This window comes from Paenibacillus etheri, from assembly GCF_001012825.1.
Taxonomy (GTDB): domain Bacteria; phylum Bacillota; class Bacilli; order Paenibacillales; family Paenibacillaceae; genus Paenibacillus_AQ; species Paenibacillus_AQ etheri.
Map to the genome: position 1 here is coordinate 1 of NZ_LCZJ02000034.1, position 18,295 is coordinate 18,295.

Sequence of the window (18,295 nt, forward strand, 5' to 3'; positions counted from 1 at the left end):
TCCCAGTGTGGCCGTTCACCCTCTCAGGTCGGCTACGCATCGTCGCCTTGGTGGGCCGTTACCCCACCAACTAGCTAATGCGCCGCAGGCCCATCCCTTAGTGACAGATTGCTCCGTCTTTCATTCTTCCTTCAGGAGAAAAAAGAAATTATCCGGTATTAGCTACCGTTTCCGGTAGTTATCCCAGTCTAAGGGGCAGGTTGCCTACGTGTTACTCACCCGTCCGCCGCTAAGTTACTTTGAAAGCAAGCTTTCAAAGTAACTCCGCTCGACTTGCATGTATTAGGCACGCCGCCAGCGTTCGTCCTGAGCCAGGATCAAACTCTCCAATTAGTATTGAAAAGAGCGATATGCTCATTTTGAAACATCTGACGAGAAAATTAATTCTCACGATGAAATTCCAAAAGCGTAAAATACGCTGTGAAACTCATCTGTTTTGGATTTCACTTTCGTGATTCCCTACTCACTCGTTGTTCAGTTTTCAAAGATCAAGCTGTTTATTTCGTCGTTGTGTTGTTCAGCAGCGACCTTTATAATATATCACAGCACCCTCGTTTTAGTCAACCTTTTTTTTAATTTCTTTTTTCGGTTGTCTTTCGAATGTTTTCGAAAGCACATCTCTGTGTCAGAGGGACGAGTTATAATTTAACACATGAACAAGGAAAGAGTCAACCATAAATTTATTAGAATAAATATGAGCGCATCATAATAGCGAGCAAACAAAAAAGAGAGTGCTCAGCCTCTCCCTATCCCTACTTATTTTATCTATAGATTACCGGCAAATCCTGCATCTAATTTCTTCTCTATAAGGTATATCGGATCGCATGACCCTCTCCACCATGACCGTCAGCCCATAAAGTAATCTCACGGATTAGCGAACGGGAAACAAGCTTTCGTAAAACCAGGGGCAACTCAGCCTCTAATTGACACAGCCCAGAATGCTGTAGTAATTCTTTTATACTCCACGCTTCCTTACGGCTATTCAAAATATTGAAAAGCAATGCACAACAATCCGTCATTTTTGACATAATCCCAAATTCACATGCTAGAAGAACAAGCTCTACTCTTTGCTCTAAGGTCTCCGTGCTGATGGTTAGTTCCTCATATAGTTTATGGACCGAAGTGTTCATACTTTTAACCTGCTCCCAAACACCCGGCTCTGGAAATGAACCAGATTCACTCACTTCTATTCTTGCCCAATGATATAGAGCCATCAATACACAGTTATACGCATCCATAATGTAGCCAGCTTCTATATACCGTTTAGATTTCACATACAAATGCAAGAATCGTGCAAACTCCATGAACTCAACTCGTTCCTTAAGAGGCCCTTCAAATTGTAAAATCTCCCGGCGCATATCCCCTAGTATTCCTTTGGGATCCCAGATTACTTCCCCAATCATCAAACTAGTAAGGAGCTCGTTATTATCTCCCGCCATGACAGCCCGCTCCAAAGCGGAAAGGCCAATATGGACTGACTGGGTCCGTGTGTCACCGGCAATGGTGTGGCGAACAATATGTTCTAAATCCTGTTCCTCATGTAAAACTAACACAACCATATCAAAATCGTGAAGCAGCGCGCTTTGAAATGGAGTACTCCCCTTCTGCCGCAAAGCGACAGCTCCTAAAACATTTTCTTCAAACGTTTCTCCACTCAACAAAGTTACATTGGATAATTCCATGCTTCCCTCCATTAAATTTGGCGAATTTGCGTCCAGTCAGTTATAATTCAGTTATAATTATTATTCTACATATGAAAGACAGTTCCTTCTGAACTACCCAACTATATTTAGTTAGGAGCAAACACTCATGAAGTTTAAAACGGCTAAGATTAACGCTTTTCGCACATGGGGATTACTGCTCACAATGCTCGGAATGGGGCTTATGGTTTTGGGTACAGCAGGTATCGTATTCTGGGGATCGACTGGAAAGGTATTCGCTGGAATCGGACTTGTAATCGGTTTAATTTCCATGATGGCAAGTCTTGCGATCTATTTCTGGGCTGGCATGCTGTCAACGAGTGCAGTTCAGTTAGAGTGCCCGGAGTGTCACAAGCTGACCAAGATGCTCGGCAAAACAGACCGCTGTATGTTCTGCCACACCATCCTTACTATGGATCCGGCAGCAGCCAATATTACTGCGGAACAACTTAAGAGTCAGCAGCTTAATCACTAAAACACACCTTACAGAAGCTTATTACTAGCGAATTAGAATGCAATCAAACATTTGCTTGATACAACAAAGGGGCCCCATATGGGAGCCCCTTTGTCTGTTCTCTTTATGATAAAAAATTACTTATGAATTCCTTGTAAAGCCTCCCACGCAGACGGATTACTGAAGCTGCGATTCCATGAACCTATGCCACCAAGCCCTAGAGACTTAGCAAGCTCAACTCTTGATTTTAAGCTCACCTTATCTTCTATCCATATTTTCTTAAGAGCGCCATCTTCCTTGTACTCTACGTAATTCTGTCCAGCATCCTTATCAAATGTCGGGGTTAGCTTTTTCTCTTTGATAATTTTTTCAACTGCATTCATACTAACCGATTTAGAGCTCACCTTTGTCTTGCCATCTACTTGAGCCTCAGTCCAGATACGGGTGTACAATGGAATCCCCAAAATCACCTTCTCAGGCGGCACTTTATCTTCCTCTAGGATACGGCTTATTGAATTCTCTACCCAAGGTAAGGAGGCAACAGAGCCCGCGATAGGGCTAGCCGCCCAATGTTCATCATAAGCCATCACGATTAGATAATCGACTAGTGTCCCAAGAGCCTTACGATCAAGGAACGCAGACCACATCTCACTATTAGATTTAGGTGTCACGTCTATGGAGACGATTAGATTCTTAGCCTGAGCCATCGGTTTTAGCTCTCTCATAAATTGAGTGACATTCTCTCCGTCTTTCGTATACACATTCTCAAAGTCGATATTAATTCCATCCAAATTGTATAAGTCCGAATATTCTAAGATCTGTACGATTACGTTCATCCGTTTCTCATAGCTGGACAATGCCTCAGTAGTCATGTCTGGATCGAAGCTATTGCTAAGCAATCCCCATACCTCTAACCCGTGCTCATGTGCCCACTGCACATATGCACTGTCGGCCTGACTGCGCACATTGCCATCTCCATCTATAATACTAAACCAGGTTGGGCTAGCCACGTTAACGCCTGGCAGCTCACCGAAGGTTTCTGGATTGGGTTTGCGTTGGTAAACAGCCTCCCAATACAAATTCACTGACTTCCCTTTCCAGTTTCGCTCAGCGCGTGTTGGCGTGGATTTTTTCGGCTCCACTGTCTTTTGACCATCCCGAACAATGTCACTTGCCTTGGCATAACCTGCATAACCGCTGCTTAATTGTACAAACAGCCAGTCCTTATTTTCCTCATTCCAAATATTCACGACTGCCCCAGGAGACATATCCGCAACTATAGGTGCGTGAATGGATGCCTCATTTCGTAGAGCTACTGACTTGTCTCCTTCTTCACCTTTAACTTTCCCTAGTGAGACAGTCTCTCCTGCCGTCATTAGTAGCGTGGCTCCAGTATTTGTATCCTCCTGTATTTCAAACCCATACAGATCTTCTAATACATCCGCAGGAAGGTAGGTTACTTTCTCCTTTACTTCAGGCGCTAAGCGCAGCTGCAGCGGACGATTGTTCAGACTGGCATCGGTTTTCTCCTCCTGCATGTATAGAAGTTCACTATCCGTTGATAATATGACCGATTTCGTCTTCTCTTCATATCGAATGGAAGGATCCACATACTCTTGCAACAATGGTAATGGTAATAGCATGCTATCCCCAGTCCCCGAGGCAGAATAACCTGTATGTTCTCCTTTTACAAAGATGGGATGCTCTTGAGCTTTCCAGTCTACATCTATATGCTGACGATTTGGCAATACATAAAACACTACCCAATAGGCTGCTGCTACAATGATTAAAAGTCCAAACAAACGCCTAAAAAAACCTCCGCGCTTTTTGACGCGTCTCTGTCCCAATCTTCTGTCCAAAATATATCCTCCAGATAATAATATGATTTTTAATAGAGTCTAACATTACGATTATAACATCCACTTGGTTTCGTATAACCAGTAGAAAATAGTCATTTATTCTACAAATTGTTATATCCAAGAAGAAACCATTCTTATTTTTTCAAAAAAATAAAAACGTGAGTCCTCCGCTTTCGGATTTCGCACGTTTATTGTGGTTACTTGGCACATAGCCTTGACACCGTTCTATTCTAGTCTTAATGCTGCTTCTCTCTACAACCTTTGCAAAATCCATGCAGTTCCATACGCAATCCTGTAATCTTAAAGCCTGTAGCTTGCTCAGCATGCAGCTCTACATCCCTAAGCGAAGGATAACTAAAATCCTCAATCTTACCGCATTGCTGACATATAACATGATAATGATCAGACACATTGGCATCAAAACGGCTGGAGCTATCCCCATAGGTCAACTCACGAACCATGCCAGCTTCCATAAACATCTTGAGATTATTATATACGGTTGCCACGCTCATGCTCGGAAATTTAGGCTCTAATGCCCGATATATATCGTCAGCTGTAGGATGATTCATTGCTTCCATCAAATACGTAAGAATCGCATGACGCTGGGGCGTTATACGGACACCTGTTGTTTTTAATTGTTCCAATGCATGTTGTACGCCACTCCCCATGACTGTCACCGCCTTTTAAATTTAAAAATAAAAGAAATATTTCTTATAATTGTAAGACTGGGTTTTCAATCTTGTCAACGAAGTCGATACATTATATTCATTATTATATAAGAAAAATTACTTTTTTCAATAACCTCTCACATTTAAGTTGCTGTTTCCCTCAACCTGAACCTTGAACTCACCTGTGCCCACTTCACCAGATATCTTCTTCTTATCAATGGTTAAGCTAGGTAAATCTGAAATAATATCGCCATATCCACTAGAGCCATTCAACTTATAGTTCCCTAACAGCGGCAAATATAAATAGATATCGCCAACTGCACTATAAATGTCCCAGTCTCCTCCCACTTCAGGTGAGCGAACATCAATGATGCCATTCAAGGATTCGGCATGCAGCTTGGATCTGGCTCCATCAATCTCTAAATTACCATTTTTGCTGGAAAGATCGATCTCAGCTTCATTCCCGATTGCTCCGATATTGCCAACTGCCGTTGATAATTTCAAGGCCCCTGTGACATTCCAAGCATTCATGTTGCCACCGCTCGTCGATAATTCAACACTGCCTTGGACGGATCTCGCACGCACAGCTCCATTCAGTGTTTTCCCCTTCACATTACCAAAGATACGATGAAGAATAAGTTCTCCATTCCCCGTTTCCAGCGAAATATCTTCGATCGCTTCTATGTTCTGCAGGGTAATCCCACCATTCATAGTACGAACATCGAGGTTAAACCGACGGTCTTCCGGCAAAGAAATGTCCAAATCCATTCGCGGCTGACGCTTACCTGATTCTCCATACGCCTTACTGTTGGATGTGATTTTTATAGTTGGTCCTTCAACAACATCCACAAAGGACTGTTCCGAAATGGCTTCAGCCATCGGACCTTCCAATTGATCTACCCAGACTGTAGTAGTAATTTGAATGTTATCTACGGGTGCACGATGCAATAAAATATCGCCATTAATACCATCGATGGCTATTTTGGCTGTATTTAACTTCACTGGAACAATAAGCGGAGCCTTCTGAAATTTGCTTCCCTTCGCCTCACCATAGTCGACTGCAGCTGCCGTAAGGTTGAGACTCACATTTTTCCACAGATATAAATAATGCTCTTGTTCGGCAACGATAAACACACTCGCAGCAAGTAATATAGCAGATAAAAGGCCGCGTAAATCCAATCTGATTCTTGTTCCTTTTTGTACAGAGCCTGCACGACCAGAAAAGAAATACATGAGCAGGAACTCAATCCCCCATAACACCGGGATTACTGGCCACCACTTCAAGAGTAGAAGCATATAGTCGGATCCATCTTTCCAATCCAGAAACAACGGGATAGAAATACCAATAAGTAAGACCGATGCCGTATATCTTCCTACACGCCGGTTATGAGACTCATTTTTTTTGCGCCAAACGATTCCTCTGACAATTTCTCTCGTTCCTATATATATACCACCACATAATAAAACTGCAGACACGGCCACTTCGGAGTAATGCTCAATAAAAAATTGCAGCCATGCTGGCTTTTGGCGAAACAGAATGAGTAACGCTCCCCCTAAAAGAAGTAGAAATCCAAAGGATACGCCAGGTTCACTGACGATACTACGACGCTTAGGAGGTGTAGTTACTTTTGCCACAGGATCATCAAGCTCTTGATCTTCAGGGTAACGAAGAATCTTGTCAGCTGATTGCAGCACATCATATACATTATAGAAATATATCGCCGGAATAATTAGCGCAAGTAAAATAAGTAACGGAACATTAATCTGCATTCCAATGGATGAGAAATATATTAAAGCTGAGATATCCAATAGAATTAAGAAGATAAAGGTAATTCCTTTGCGGAGAAGCCCAAAGTATAAGTGCCCAGTTCCTGGGATGAGAGCTGCCAATAGTCCAGCGATAAATTTGCGTTTGCGGCGGCGGCGCTTCGGACGTGGAGGGATTATCTTCTTCTGAATCTCACCCTCTGTAGTCTCAAGATCGGCTGAACCCCGCTGCTCTTCCTGCGCTGAGAGCGTTGCAGAATCATTCGTCATATCTCGGCTTCTCCTTTCGTAAACAATGGTCTGTGTATATGCTTCTTCAAAGTGAACCACTCCGATAAAAATCAATCAATTCCACTCCGGGAGCAACTTCCTGCGATCCCATAGGTACAAATCCATGCTTGCTGTACAAAGAAACGGCAGGTAAGTTCAGCTTCCCCGTAGATACGATGTATTGCTCCATCCCTGAAAAATGTTCAAATACGTATTCCAAAAGACTGCTTGCAATACCTCTACGGAAAAAGTCCGGTCCCACCATCATCCGCGTAATCGTGAGTTTCCCCGGGGATTCTTCTTCTATAGCAATAGCACCCATCAGTTCTTCATCTTCATCTTCATCAAAGCAGCCGTAAAAATCCTCTTTAGAGTGGCTGAGCATCTCTCTCGTCTCCATGAGCGGTGGAATCTCACGAAACCCTATTAACTCTGCTTCCAGTCGGTAGGCCTTATGCTGGAGGCTCCATAATTCATTAACGGTACTATCATCCCGGAGGTTTAGCTTAATAATCGTATTCATCCCTACAAGTCCCCTTATATGCCGCTAAGGGCCTGCCGTTGCCGACAAGCCCTTAGCTTATTACATAAGTATATTACCCCAAGTATAAACGTCTTCGGCGTCCTTTTATGGACGACAAACGTTTATACGAGAAATATAAGAATAATGTATAACGTGAAACTTATACTTTCTTATATTCCAAATAAGGCTTAGTTGCTCAATACCTCGATCAGAAGTTTATTCGCTAGACCTGGATTAGCCTTGCCTTTGCTTTCCTTCATCACTTGTCCCACAAGGAAGCCAATAGCTTTCTGTTTCCCTGCTTTATAATCCTCTACGGATTGCGGGTTAGCAGCTACGACTGCTTCCACAATTCCTTTTATGGCGCCTTCATCGCTGATTTGTACCAGACCTTTTTCCTCAACGATTGCAGCAGGCAATTTACCGCTCTCTAGCATTTCTTTAAATACCGTTTTAGCGATCTTGCTGCTGATGGTTCCGCCTGCAATGAGTCCGATCATTTCCCCGAGCCCTTGCGGCGTAATTTTGACCTGAGACAATTCCAGGTTATTACTATTCAAATAAGCAAGCAGATCCCCCATGATCCAGTTAGCTACAGCCTTGGCATCCTGCGTATAAGTAAGACATCCTTCGAAAAAGTCCGCTAACGGTTTAGAGGAAGTGATCACGCCAGCATCATAAGCTGTAAGACCCAGTTCTTCACTGTAGCGAGCTTGTCTTGCATCCGGTAGTTCCGGGATCGTCGAACGAATGGATTCTTTCCATGCATCGTCAATATGCAATACGATCAGATCTGGATCCGGGAAATAACGATAATCATGCGCTTCTTCCTTACCTCGCATAGATAAAGTTTTCCCTTGGGCTTCATCCCAGCGGCGAGTCTCTTGTACAACCACTCCACCATCATCCAGGATCTCAGCTTGACGATATTGTTCATACTCCAGTCCACGCAGCACACCGCGGAAGGAGTTCATGTTCTTAAGCTCTGCTCTAATGCCGAATTCTTCTTGTCCTTCTGGGCGTAGACTGATGTTCGCGTCACAGCGCATCGATCCCTCTTCCATCTTGACATCGGATACGTCGCAGTATTGCATAATGGCACGGATTTTCTCCAGATAAGCACGAGCTTCCTCTGGCGAGCGCAAGTCTGGCTCGGATACGATTTCGATAAGCGGTGTTCCTACCCGGTTAAAATCGACAAGTGACGCAAAACCGCCATCTACGTGCGTCAGCTTACCTGCATCTTCTTCCAAATGAAGACGAGTAATACCGATCCGTTTCGTTTCCCCATTCACTTCAATGTCAATCCAGCCGTTCAGACCGATAGGCTGATCGAACTGCGAAATCTGATAGGCTTTCGGAGAATCCGGGTAAAAATAATTCTTGCGGTCGAATTTACTAACATCACCAATAGTACAATTCAGTGCCATCGCTGCTTTCATAGCGTAATTTACCGCTTGTTTGTTGAGCACTGGCAATACGCCGGGGTGACCCAGGCAGACAGGACAAGTATGCGTGTTAGGTGGGGCACCAAATTCAGTGGAGCATCCGCAAAAGATTTTGGAGTTGGTATGAAGTTCTACATGAACCTCTAAGCCGATGACCGTTTCGTATTTAGACATAAGTAATCCCATTCCCTCCTTTACTACAGCTGTGGACGCTGCTTGTGATGATCAGTATTTTGTTCAAAAGCGTGAGCAACACGCAGAATCGTGCTCTCATCAAATTCTTTACCGATAATTTGCAAACCTACTGGCATGCCTTCCGCAAAGCCACAAGGAACGCTAACGGCAGGAATACCTGCCAAGCTCACAGGAATCGTGAGAATATCGTTCAGATACATGGTCAGCGGATCTTCAGTCTGTGAACCTAATTTAAATGCTGTCGTAGGCGCTGTTGGGCCGATGACCACATCATATTTTTTAAAGATGTCATCAAAATCCTGTTTAATCAAAGTACGCACTTTTTGTGCTTTTAAATAATAAGCATCATAGTACCCGGAGCTTAGCGCATAAGTCCCTAGCATAATACGACGTTTAACCTCCGGGCCAAAGCCGCGACTGCGGGAGTTTTGGTACAGATCGAGCAATCCCCCACCTTCATCTACACGTACGCCATAACGCACACCGTCAAACCGGGCAAGGTTAGATGAGGCTTCCGAAGAGGAAAGCAAATAATAAGCGGCTACTGCATATTCCGTATGCGGTAATGAAACTTCCTCCCAAACAGCGCCCATTCCTTCCAGCACCTTAAGTGCAGACAAGACTGTCTCACGCACAGATGCATCGACACCTGCTCCCAAGTATTCCTTAGGTACAGCAATGCGAAGTCCAGAAACATCACCAGTCAGTGAACTCAAATAATCAGGGATTTCTACCTTAGCTGAAGTAGAGTCCTGTGCATCATAACCAGCAATGGCTTGAAGCACATATGCAGAATCTTCTACATTACGCGTAAGCGGGCCAATCTGATCAAGAGAGGAAGCAAAGGCCACCAGTCCGTAACGTGATACAAGGCCGTACGTAGGTTTGAGACCTACAACGCCGCAATAAGAAGCAGGCTGGCGGATGGAACCCCCAGTATCCGAACCAAGCGAGAAGAACACTTCACCCGCAGCTACAGCTGCAGCAGATCCACCGCTGGAACCGCCAGGAACACGTTCAAGATCCCAAGGATTACGCACAGGCCCAAAGCTTGAGTTCTCGTTAGATCCGCCCATTGCGAATTCATCCATATTCAATTTACCGATCGTTACAGCATCTGCCTGTTGCAGTTTGGAAGCTACAGTTGCGTTATATATCGGCTGAAAATTGTTCAAAAATTGGCTGGCACAGGTCGTGCGTAGTCCCTTAGTTACAATATTATCCTTAATTCCAGCAGGAAGACCAAACAGCAACCCACGTGCTGCTCCAGATGCCAGTTTGTCGTCCAAAGCGCGTGCAGCGCTACGAGCGCCCTCCTCGTTCAAGGTCAAAAATGCATTTACTTTCTTATCCCGCTCAGCGATAATCGCCAGCGATTCTTCAGTCAGTTCACTGACCGATACTTCTTTTGCAGTTAACATACGATGTACTTCAGGCAATCGATTTTGAAACAGGCTCAAGATTATTCCCCCTTTCTTATTATGTAGTTATTCCAAAACAGCTGGAACCTTGAAATGTCCGTCTTCATCATCCGGCGCGTTAAGAAGTGCTTCCTCTTGCGTTAGGCTTTCCTTCACAACATCATCCCGCATCACATTACTGACCTGCAGTACATGCGTGGTCGGCTTCACATTCTCCGTATCTAGCTCATTCAACTTCTCAGCATATTGTAAAATAGCATTCATTTGTTCTGTAAAGGTTGCCTCTTCTTCCGGGCTCAATTGCAGACGAGCCAGCTTGGCCACATGCTGCACATCTTTAACGGTAATGCTCATAAGATAAATCCCTCCTGTTTAAAGGGCTAAAGCGCCCGGATAACGTTTTTAATTATATTGTAGAAACTTGGACAATTCAATGATAGGGTTATATTCATTGGAAAATGAAGTACATAACAAAAAAGCCGGCTTTCGCCGGCCTTCCTTAAATCCAAGCTCTAAGATTCACTTGTTTGATGAAATCTGCTTGGGACATGCTTTCGGTTGACGTTGTTTCCGTCTCTTCTGTATCCATATCTTCACCGTTCATCAAATGATGGAACAGCTTCTCATTGTACGTGGACAAAGCATAATCAATTAACGCTTCATGCGTTGCTCTTTCAGCCTCAGCTACTAATAAATGTTCTTCCGCCTCAATGTCTTCAGCCGGAACATAAAAGTTCCTGTTGGCTTCCGGTACACGTATAACATAGTCAAACGCATTATCGGGATTGCGGTCGTAAGCAATTAGGTAGCCGTATTCCCCGATAGGAAGACTCTGCTCAAAAGCGTCCGCAACAATGACAATCTTTTCTCCTAAACGCAGCATCGCCCTACCTCCTGACCCCAAAATCTATCATGATTTTGCTTATTTCAACAGTCTACTAAAAAAAGATAGAACTGTCTAGCGGCAGTCCAGACGATCCTGATAATTCTACCAAGCAATAACGCCTTCGGCGTCCCTTAAGGACGATATGCGTTTATGCGAGAAATAGAAGGATAATGTATAGTGTGAAGCTTATACTTTCTTATATTTTAAAATATACTATATTCGATACAGCACAGCTTAATAATCAGTCGGGAAAGTTGTTCTTTCTTGTCAAAAATGAGGCCCCAGCAAGGCAAATTATAATCAATATACTGTCAGACAGATAAGGAGCCGCTCTAAAGCCCTCTCCATCTATAAGAATTCCTGCTGACAGTCCAGAAAGTGCTGCGGGTGTCCAGTCAAACCATGCAGGCAATATGCTTAAGCCTAATGACAATCCAGCCATTAACGCCAGTGCTAAAAATGCAGCTACTGGAGGTCTTAAAAAGGCACTAAACAGCAACGTAGCCGAGACAACACATAATAACCACAAACCATATACTCCAGAAGCTGCGATAACATCGCCCCATGATAATGATCCAATTAGCTGCTCCGTGTAGTAAGCAGCACCCGCTGCACCCAGTCCAAGCGCAACAACAAGCAGGGTCAGTTGAGCAAACCATTTAGCTAACACTATTGCTACCGGTGAAACCGGTCTTACTAGAATTAACTCCAAAGTGCCGCTATAGCGTTCACCAGCTAAAGTATTCATCGAGCCTAGCGCCAATACCAGCATTCCAATCGTCCCATACTGTCCCAATGCTTGCGCCATCACAACTGCGGCACTCGGTATTTCATACCCTTCCAGCAGACCTGGGGGTACATCCCCTGAGGCTTTTAATATTTCCGGCAAATAATATGTGGTTAAAGGCTGCATAATGCCTAAAATGATGAACACGACAGGTATCCAGATTAGCTTATAACTGCGAGCCATCTCGAGCATTTCTTTTCGATAAAGGACCCAAGTGCTGCTCATACGCCCACCACCTTCATAAATAAATCCTCTAATGTGGAAGAGCCAGCTTCAAATTGCAACAATGGAATTTCGAGCTGCGCTGCTTCTTGCAAAATCATCTGGCGGGCCTTTTCTACGTCATTCACATTAAATACGGCATGATCTCCAAGCAACTGGGACTCCAGTACAAACGGTTTGGAGGCAAGAGATTCCAGCCACTGAATGGCTTCTTTGTGTTTCTCAGTACGTAAACGAATAACAGGAAGACTGTATTGTGAACGAAGCTGCGACAGAGCCCCCTGCTCAGCGATGAGTCCATGATTCATTAAAATAATATCATCACAAATCTCTTCCGCATCATGCAGCACATGCGTGGAGAAAACTACCGTTGTCTCTTCACGTATTTCACGTAGCAATTCCATCACTTCCCTGCGGCCAATCGGATCAAGTGCAGATACAGGCTCATCCAGTAAAAGCAGTCGAGGACGATGCACAAGTGCCTGTGCGAGTCCCAGCCGCTGCTTCATCCCCCCGGAATAGCCACCAATTCTGCGGCGAGCATCGTCTTTGAGACCTACACGCTTAAGTGATTCCAAAGCGCTGCTTGTCGCTTCTTTGGCCCCCATCCCACTAAGTTTAGCAGCGAATACAACATACTCCTGTCCAGTCATCCACCCGTAAAAGGCTGGAGACTGCGGTACATATCCTAATCCCTTGCGATATTCTGCTCCAGGACGGCTCCCCTCAAAAGAAATCATTCCAGAGGTTGGTTCGAGAAGTCCAGCCAGCATACGTAGTGTGGTCGTCTTTCCAGCACCATTTGGCCCCAGTAAAGCGACACACCGTCCTTTTTCAATCTCAAAGCTTATATCATGTACGGAAATATGTGCCCCATAGCTTTTGCGTAAATTTGTAACTTGAAGGAGTGACATTAGACATCTTTCCTTCCTATCGTGAAATAAGCAACGCTGCCTAATATATTTCCGAAAATAATGATTATAATCCACATCCATTTAGGACCACGCACGCTATCGGCTTTGGCTAAAGAAATTAACCCGATAATAGCAAGCAAAGCCTGCAAAATGATCAACGGCATAATTAAACCCCAATTTACATCTTCCATGAAGTACCACTCCTTTTGTGTTATGAAAGGAACGAGCTCATATCCTGGACCGTTACAGCTTCTTTCTCCTACGTCTTTCCGGTAGAATGACCACAAGTAAATAGACCAAAGCGGGCGTAGGAACGGTAGTAATAGCCCAAAGCCCCCAGAACCAGGCTTTTCTTCCGCGTCGTCTTGCATCCCGGAACAACAGCGTCCCTTGCAGCATCAATAGGACTGCTAACAATAACCATAACCACAGAGGCACATCCTGTAGCTCATTCATTCTTGTGCACCTTCTCTATTTCTCCTGATCCTCGCTATTCCTAGAGCACTGAGCCCCGCAATAGGAATAATCGCTTGAATAATCCAATAAACCATCGGCGCAGAACCGAGAATGGATAGAAATGCACTGATCAGGATCAACGATATCCCCCAGAATAACAGCAGTTCTTTACGTTCCATGCTCTTTCTATGCACAGAGGCATCAACCATTAACCTCTCCAGTTCCTGTAATGAAGGTGGTGTGATGTCATTATATTGTGCATCTAACCGGTCAAGCTCATCTGAGAGCTTGTGCAAATACAACTCAGGCTCCTTATCTTTATCCTTCTCCATCCTCATTCAGCTCCTTTCGTAGTTGGTTAAGACCAAGGGATACACGCGATTTGACAGTGCCTGAAGGAACTCGCATGATTTCGCCAATTTCGTCGTAGCTATAGCCATAATAATGCTTCAGTAGCACAGCTACCCTTTGCGCAGAGGGTAATCTGGAGAGGGCATCCAGCACTTCACTCCATTCCTCCCCCCTGCTCTCAAACCGCCAACGAATCGAACGGATCCCCTGTTCCTGTTGTTCCCGCTGCTTCCACTCCGCTTCACGCTTCCAGCGCCGTTTTCGATCAATGAATATTCTGGTAGCAATTGTGATTAACCAAGAAGAAAATGAAGATGTTCCGTTATAGGTGTTGATCTTCTCCATACATCTGACCATGGTGTCCTGTACAAGATCCTCTGCCAGCAATGGATCCATGGTCACCTTGATTAAATATTTGAATAAAAAAGTATAGTGTTCTCGCAGCAGTGAAGACAGTGCTGAAGTATCTCCCTGCTGTGCCCGTCTGATTCTCTCCAGCGACTGATCGCTCATCTGTCCCTCCATCTCCATGATTTCGTTCCTATTTGTAGTACGAATATGTATTGCGAATCGTTCATTCCGCTAATAATTATTTTTTGAGCTCCCACAGCTTGCGTCTCCATGGCTGAATCATTCCTTTTCTTGCCGGAAAACGCCAAAAAAGAGGCATACTTCTGCACTCGCCTCTTGAAGCCACTGCTATTCCCCCGTTAACCCCACTGTTCTCCTGAAGCAAGCCCTCACGAAGTTCCTTATTTTCAGATTGTATGTCTCTACGTTCTATGGATGAACAAAAACCACCCTTTCCTGAACATTCCGAAAAAAACCGGCAATTACTGCTGCAAAAATTATTCCATTTCTCCTTGGAGTCATACCAACTGTAGTCCAATGGGTAGTATATATTCTTCTCCATTCTACTTCCCTCCATGCTTTTAAGCCTATATGAAGACAAAAAAAGAACGCAAACCGGGATTAATTCCGCAGTCTGCGTGCTTCGCGAGGTAAATGTTACATTTAATTAACCTCATTCTAGTCCTTTTGTAGTCTTTTGTCTATCAAAACTTCCTCGGTTTTTGTCGGTTCTACTAGATCACCGTCTATTGAGGAACATAAGGGTTGCGAATCTTTTCAAATCCAATGGTGGTCCGTGGGCCATGACCTGGATAAACCTTTACTTCATCATCCATTTTGTAAAGCTTCCCGCGAATAGAATCGAACAGATCTCGTTCCCTGCCACCAGGCAAATCTGTGCGTCCAACTCCCATTTTAAAGAGTACATCTCCGGAGAATAGATCATTTCCACAAAGGAAACTTACACTACCTGGAGAGTGACCAGGTGTATGGTACACACGGAAGGTGTGTCCAATGAACTGCAGAACTTGCCCTTCTGCCAGATCATATTCCGCAGGATCTGTAGCTAGAGGAGGTGACACCTCCGACCACATTAGTGAACCGTTCAGCTTGGGGCTGCTTAGCCATTCACTTTCAAGTGGGTGTAAATAAACAGGGCATTTCTTAGCTTTACGAATTTCGTCTACACCACCCATATGGTCAAAATGCGCATGTGTTAACAAAATAGCTTCGATCTCCATCCCTTCGATACTCCGAACTAATGCAGCAGGATTCATACCGGGATCAATAATAATACCCTTTGCAGGATCCGCACCTGTCAGCAAGTAGGCATTCGTCTGAAGCGGACCTAGATTAAATGAACGTATATTTAACATGATTCTAGAATCCGGAGATCAGACTACGTAGTTCTTTTGCGATAACTGTCTGATATTCCGTTCCTTCCCCATAAGCTTGCCCCATGGCCTTACGTGCTTCTGCGATTTTGCTGTCGTAATCAGCGGCCTCACGATCAGGATTCTCACGTTTAAACTCTCTCATAATACTCTGCACATGCTCTGGTCTAGGACCCCAATGTCCGAGCACATATCCGCCAGTGTCCGCAAAAATCACGACTGGGACAGATCTTCCACCCATGGTCAAGAAATCATCCATAAGATCCAGATTCTCTTCCAAAATAAATACCTCTGTCTTCATTCCCGCCGTATCCAGAATACGGAATACAGCAGGAACGTTGCGAACTACGTCTCCACACCAATCCGCTGCAAGAATAAGTACCCGCAAATCGTCGCGATGGTTCAGACTTTCGAAATATTCCTTTTCGCTCTCATCTTCCCAAGTAAACTTCTCATACCAGGATTCAAAATCCCGTTGATTCTTCGTCATACTTTCTACGAATTGGCGCGGCGTTAGGCCTTTTCCAAACTTATGAGCTACATTCTGCTTCATTTTGTAGTCCCCTTTTTCTTGGATTTGTACCATTTAAACACAAAGTAAATGATGATCAGAGCGATCGCTACAAGTATAATTTCGTTGGTATACTTAGCTGCTACTTTGTCAATATCTTCCCATTTATTCCCCAAGGTCATACCCAGATATACAAACAAAGCACTCCATGGAATAACAGCAAGCGTAGTCAGCAAAGTGAACTTACCTAAAGGCATTTTCGATATTCCGGCTGGAACGGAAATGGCATGACGAACAACGGGAATAAAACGAGCTGTAAAGATTACGCCAGTTCCGTATTTATTGAACCACTCTTCCGAATGGTCAATATGCTTCTTTTGAATGAAAATATATTTCCCGTATTTCTCCAAAACAGGTCTGCCACCATAACGACCAATCCAATATACAAAAATCTGTGCAATGACTCCGCCGATCGTACCGAATAATACGGCACCAAAAAAATTAATATCTCCACTCCATACTAAAAAGCCACCGAAAGCCAGTACAATTTCACTCGGAATAACTTCAATCATAAGTCCGATCATAATCCCAAAATAACCAAGACTCTGAATCCATTCAAACAATGTTGAGATCAGATCAGAAATAACATGCAACCGTACTCCTCCTCCCTTTTCCGCAGAATATGGCTATGTATCTAGCATAAACATCTTTGACGTCTATATAAAGACGCTTAGCGTTTAAGCAAGAAATATAAGATCATAAAGTATAGATGCTAAACTTATACTTTCTTATATTTTTAAAAGCTCTGCCGCTCTGCTCTATTTTCCAGTTTCTCTTAGCCTATTCTAGCACAAGCAACCTTATCACATCTACTTACAGCGGCAAGAGCATTACCCTATATCGACCCTCTCTTAAAAAGAGTTGGAACAACCCGTATAACCCAAAAAGGTGTGCACTTCCAGCAATGAAGATGGAAATGGACACCTCTTTAGCCAAAATCTAAAAGCTAGCAAGTATAAGAATAATTAATCATAGAAACTTATAAATTCTTAATTTTTAAGAAAGAACAATAAGCTGTTTAATAAGCGGTCCATCCAGCATCTGCCGTTATTACCGTTCCATTCACGAAGCTCGCAGCATCTGAAGCCAAAAATAAGGCTATCGATGCGATCTCGCTGCTTTCCCCTGTTCGCGGCATCGACGCCATACCTTCTCCTGCTTTTTGACTACCAAAAGCACTCGGATTAGACAAATCAATATTAGTCTTTACCCCGCCTGGCGCAATGGCATTACAGCGAATTCCAAGCTTCGAGTATTGAAATCCTATATTTTTGGTCATACCGATGACTGCATGCTTAGAGGCAGTATAGGCCACCCCTGCACGTGATCCCTCTAAGCCTCCGATCGAAGCTACATTGATGATACATCCACTTTCTCGTGCCATGAAAATCGGTAGCACCTTACGAATGGCTCGCATGGGTCCGGTGACGTTCACTGTAATTGCTTCCCCAATCCCTGAACCCGCACCTGTAACAACTGCAACCTTATTTGTCAGCATCATATGTCCTCTCCTCCGCTTCTTTGATTCGATCCAATTATCGAGTACATGTTCACAGTTAGTATTAGCCAGGGCAGAGCCTCAACCGTCGTTAATTTTATAGATTCGGTGACACTTTTGCTCTCAGTCATAATGAGCGGAATACGCATTGACAGATAAGAAAATGAATGGTTATTATATATTTAGATAATTACCTAAATATCGAAAGGCTGGGTGGAACATGAATGAGTCATTCAAAGCACTAGCTGACCCTACCCGTCGCCAAATCATTCGGTTACTAAGGGAGAAAGACCGAACCGCAGGTGAGATTGCCGATTTTTTCAACATGTCTAAGCCAAGCATTTCTCACCATCTGAATGCACTGAAGCATGCCGATCTCGTACAGGATGAGCGAAAAGGTCAATTCATTATGTATTCATTAAATACGACGGTTCTTGAAGAGGTTCTTGGCTGGCTGCTCGAGCTTACTGGTACGGGAAAGCAAACGGAGACTGAAAGCAAATCGTTGGACGGAAAGCAAAGCCGTCAGAATATCGATTCTGAGAAGGAGGCTGATTGAG

22 protein-coding genes and 1 rRNA gene are annotated in these 18,295 nt (G+C 44.0%); 2 read left to right on the top strand and 21 right to left on the bottom strand.

Annotated elements, in window-relative coordinates; all coding sequences use genetic code 11:
- Together UQ64_RS22550 and UQ64_RS22555 are read right to left on the bottom strand one after the other, a co-directional pair.
- A 16S ribosomal RNA gene (locus UQ64_RS22550) occupies nucleotides 1–333 on the bottom strand; the annotation flags it as partial.
- A 470-nt stretch (nucleotides 334–803) separates the two neighbouring features.
- Nucleotides 804–1,682 (bottom strand): nucleotidyltransferase-like protein, encoded by an 879-nt coding sequence (locus UQ64_RS22555; RefSeq protein WP_060625692.1) that lies wholly within the window; start codon nucleotides 1,680–1,682, stop codon nucleotides 804–806.
- 127 nt (nucleotides 1,683–1,809) lie between these two features.
- Between UQ64_RS22555 and UQ64_RS22560 the strand changes: the two genes are divergently transcribed.
- Complete coding sequence (locus UQ64_RS22560; RefSeq protein WP_060625693.1) at nucleotides 1,810–2,175, top strand: DUF2614 family zinc ribbon-containing protein; 366 nt, start codon at nucleotides 1,810–1,812, stop codon at nucleotides 2,173–2,175.
- A 116-nt stretch (nucleotides 2,176–2,291) separates the two neighbouring features.
- On the opposite strand, the gene UQ64_RS22565 is transcribed toward UQ64_RS22560, so the two are convergent.
- From UQ64_RS22565 to UQ64_RS22655, 19 genes are all read right to left on the bottom strand, one after another.
- Entirely contained in the window at nucleotides 2,292–4,013 is a 1,722-nt protein-coding gene (locus tag UQ64_RS22565) for a glycosyl hydrolase family 18 protein (protein WP_060625694.1), read from the bottom strand.
- A gap of 236 nt (nucleotides 4,014–4,249) precedes the next feature.
- On the bottom strand, nucleotides 4,250–4,681 hold the full coding sequence (locus UQ64_RS22570; RefSeq protein WP_060625695.1) for a Fur family transcriptional regulator: 432 nt from the start codon (nucleotides 4,679–4,681) through the stop codon (nucleotides 4,250–4,252).
- A gap of 126 nt (nucleotides 4,682–4,807) precedes the next feature.
- Nucleotides 4,808–6,718 (bottom strand): DUF4097 family beta strand repeat-containing protein, encoded by a 1,911-nt coding sequence (locus UQ64_RS32345; protein WP_245238180.1) that lies wholly within the window; start codon nucleotides 6,716–6,718, stop codon nucleotides 4,808–4,810.
- Nucleotides 6,719–6,764: 46 nt separating this feature from the next.
- Complete coding sequence (locus UQ64_RS22580; protein ID WP_060625696.1) at nucleotides 6,765–7,241, bottom strand: GNAT family N-acetyltransferase; 477 nt, start codon at nucleotides 7,239–7,241, stop codon at nucleotides 6,765–6,767.
- Between the two features lie 188 nt (nucleotides 7,242–7,429).
- The gene (gatB, locus tag UQ64_RS22585; RefSeq protein WP_060625697.1) at nucleotides 7,430–8,875 is read right to left on the bottom strand and encodes an Asp-tRNA(Asn)/Glu-tRNA(Gln) amidotransferase subunit GatB; all 1,446 of its coding nucleotides are present in this window, start codon (nucleotides 8,873–8,875) and stop codon (nucleotides 7,430–7,432) included.
- 11 nt (nucleotides 8,876–8,886) lie between these two features.
- Nucleotides 8,887–10,344 carry an Asp-tRNA(Asn)/Glu-tRNA(Gln) amidotransferase subunit GatA gene (gatA, locus tag UQ64_RS22590; protein ID WP_060625698.1) on the bottom strand — a complete coding sequence of 486 codons (1,458 nt, stop codon included), beginning with the start codon at nucleotides 10,342–10,344 and terminating at the stop codon, nucleotides 8,887–8,889.
- 27 nt (nucleotides 10,345–10,371) lie between these two features.
- Nucleotides 10,372–10,659, bottom strand: a complete 288-nt coding sequence (gene gatC, locus UQ64_RS22595; protein WP_042131015.1) for an Asp-tRNA(Asn)/Glu-tRNA(Gln) amidotransferase subunit GatC — start codon at nucleotides 10,657–10,659, stop codon at nucleotides 10,372–10,374.
- A 145-nt stretch (nucleotides 10,660–10,804) separates the two neighbouring features.
- Complete coding sequence (locus tag UQ64_RS22600) at nucleotides 10,805–11,188, bottom strand: hypothetical protein (RefSeq protein WP_042131017.1); 384 nt, start codon at nucleotides 11,186–11,188, stop codon at nucleotides 10,805–10,807.
- Between the two features lie 244 nt (nucleotides 11,189–11,432).
- Nucleotides 11,433–12,203: an ABC transporter permease subunit gene (locus tag UQ64_RS22605; protein ID WP_060625699.1), complete on the bottom strand. Its 771-nt coding sequence runs from the start codon at nucleotides 12,201–12,203 to the stop codon at nucleotides 11,433–11,435.
- Nucleotides 12,200–13,114: an ABC transporter ATP-binding protein gene (locus tag UQ64_RS22610; protein WP_060625700.1), complete on the bottom strand. Its 915-nt coding sequence runs from the start codon at nucleotides 13,112–13,114 to the stop codon at nucleotides 12,200–12,202. The genes UQ64_RS22605 and UQ64_RS22610 overlap by 4 nt, the downstream gene beginning before the upstream one ends.
- Entirely contained in the window at nucleotides 13,114–13,305 is a 192-nt protein-coding gene (locus UQ64_RS22615) for a PLDc N-terminal domain-containing protein (RefSeq protein ID WP_060625701.1), read from the bottom strand. Before UQ64_RS22615 ends, UQ64_RS22610 begins: the two co-directional genes overlap by 1 nt.
- A 52-nt stretch (nucleotides 13,306–13,357) precedes the next feature.
- Entirely contained in the window at nucleotides 13,358–13,570 is a 213-nt protein-coding gene (locus tag UQ64_RS22620; RefSeq protein ID WP_060625702.1) for a hypothetical protein, read from the bottom strand.
- Complete coding sequence (locus UQ64_RS22625) at nucleotides 13,567–13,902, bottom strand: YxlC family protein (RefSeq protein WP_060625703.1); 336 nt, start codon at nucleotides 13,900–13,902, stop codon at nucleotides 13,567–13,569. The genes UQ64_RS22620 and UQ64_RS22625 overlap by 4 nt, the downstream gene beginning before the upstream one ends.
- Nucleotides 13,889–14,434: an RNA polymerase sigma factor SigY gene (sigY, locus tag UQ64_RS22630; protein WP_060625704.1), complete on the bottom strand. Its 546-nt coding sequence runs from the start codon at nucleotides 14,432–14,434 to the stop codon at nucleotides 13,889–13,891. The genes UQ64_RS22625 and sigY overlap by 14 nt, the downstream gene beginning before the upstream one ends.
- A gap of 76 nt (nucleotides 14,435–14,510) precedes the next feature.
- A complete protein-coding gene (locus UQ64_RS22635; protein WP_060625705.1) occupies nucleotides 14,511–14,834 on the bottom strand; it encodes a hypothetical protein in 324 nt (107 codons plus the stop codon).
- A 184-nt stretch (nucleotides 14,835–15,018) separates the two neighbouring features.
- The gene (locus tag UQ64_RS22640) at nucleotides 15,019–15,651 is read right to left on the bottom strand and encodes an MBL fold metallo-hydrolase (RefSeq protein WP_060625706.1); all 633 of its coding nucleotides are present in this window, start codon (nucleotides 15,649–15,651) and stop codon (nucleotides 15,019–15,021) included.
- A gap of 1 nt (nucleotide 15,652) precedes the next feature.
- Complete coding sequence (locus UQ64_RS22645; RefSeq protein WP_060625707.1) at nucleotides 15,653–16,219, bottom strand: thioredoxin family protein; 567 nt, start codon at nucleotides 16,217–16,219, stop codon at nucleotides 15,653–15,655.
- The gene (gene uptA, locus UQ64_RS22650) at nucleotides 16,216–16,830 is read right to left on the bottom strand and encodes an undecaprenyl phosphate transporter UptA (RefSeq protein ID WP_042191826.1); all 615 of its coding nucleotides are present in this window, start codon (nucleotides 16,828–16,830) and stop codon (nucleotides 16,216–16,218) included. Before uptA ends, UQ64_RS22645 begins: the two co-directional genes overlap by 4 nt.
- Before the next feature lie 425 nt (nucleotides 16,831–17,255).
- Complete coding sequence (locus UQ64_RS22655) at nucleotides 17,256–17,738, bottom strand: SDR family oxidoreductase (protein WP_082651276.1); 483 nt, start codon at nucleotides 17,736–17,738, stop codon at nucleotides 17,256–17,258.
- A 217-nt stretch (nucleotides 17,739–17,955) separates the two neighbouring features.
- Here UQ64_RS22655 and UQ64_RS22660 point away from each other — a divergent pair, with 217 nt between their 5' ends.
- Nucleotides 17,956–18,294: an autorepressor SdpR family transcription factor gene (locus UQ64_RS22660; protein ID WP_060625708.1), complete on the top strand. Its 339-nt coding sequence runs from the start codon at nucleotides 17,956–17,958 to the stop codon at nucleotides 18,292–18,294.
- Nucleotide 18,295 lies beyond the last annotated feature (1 nt).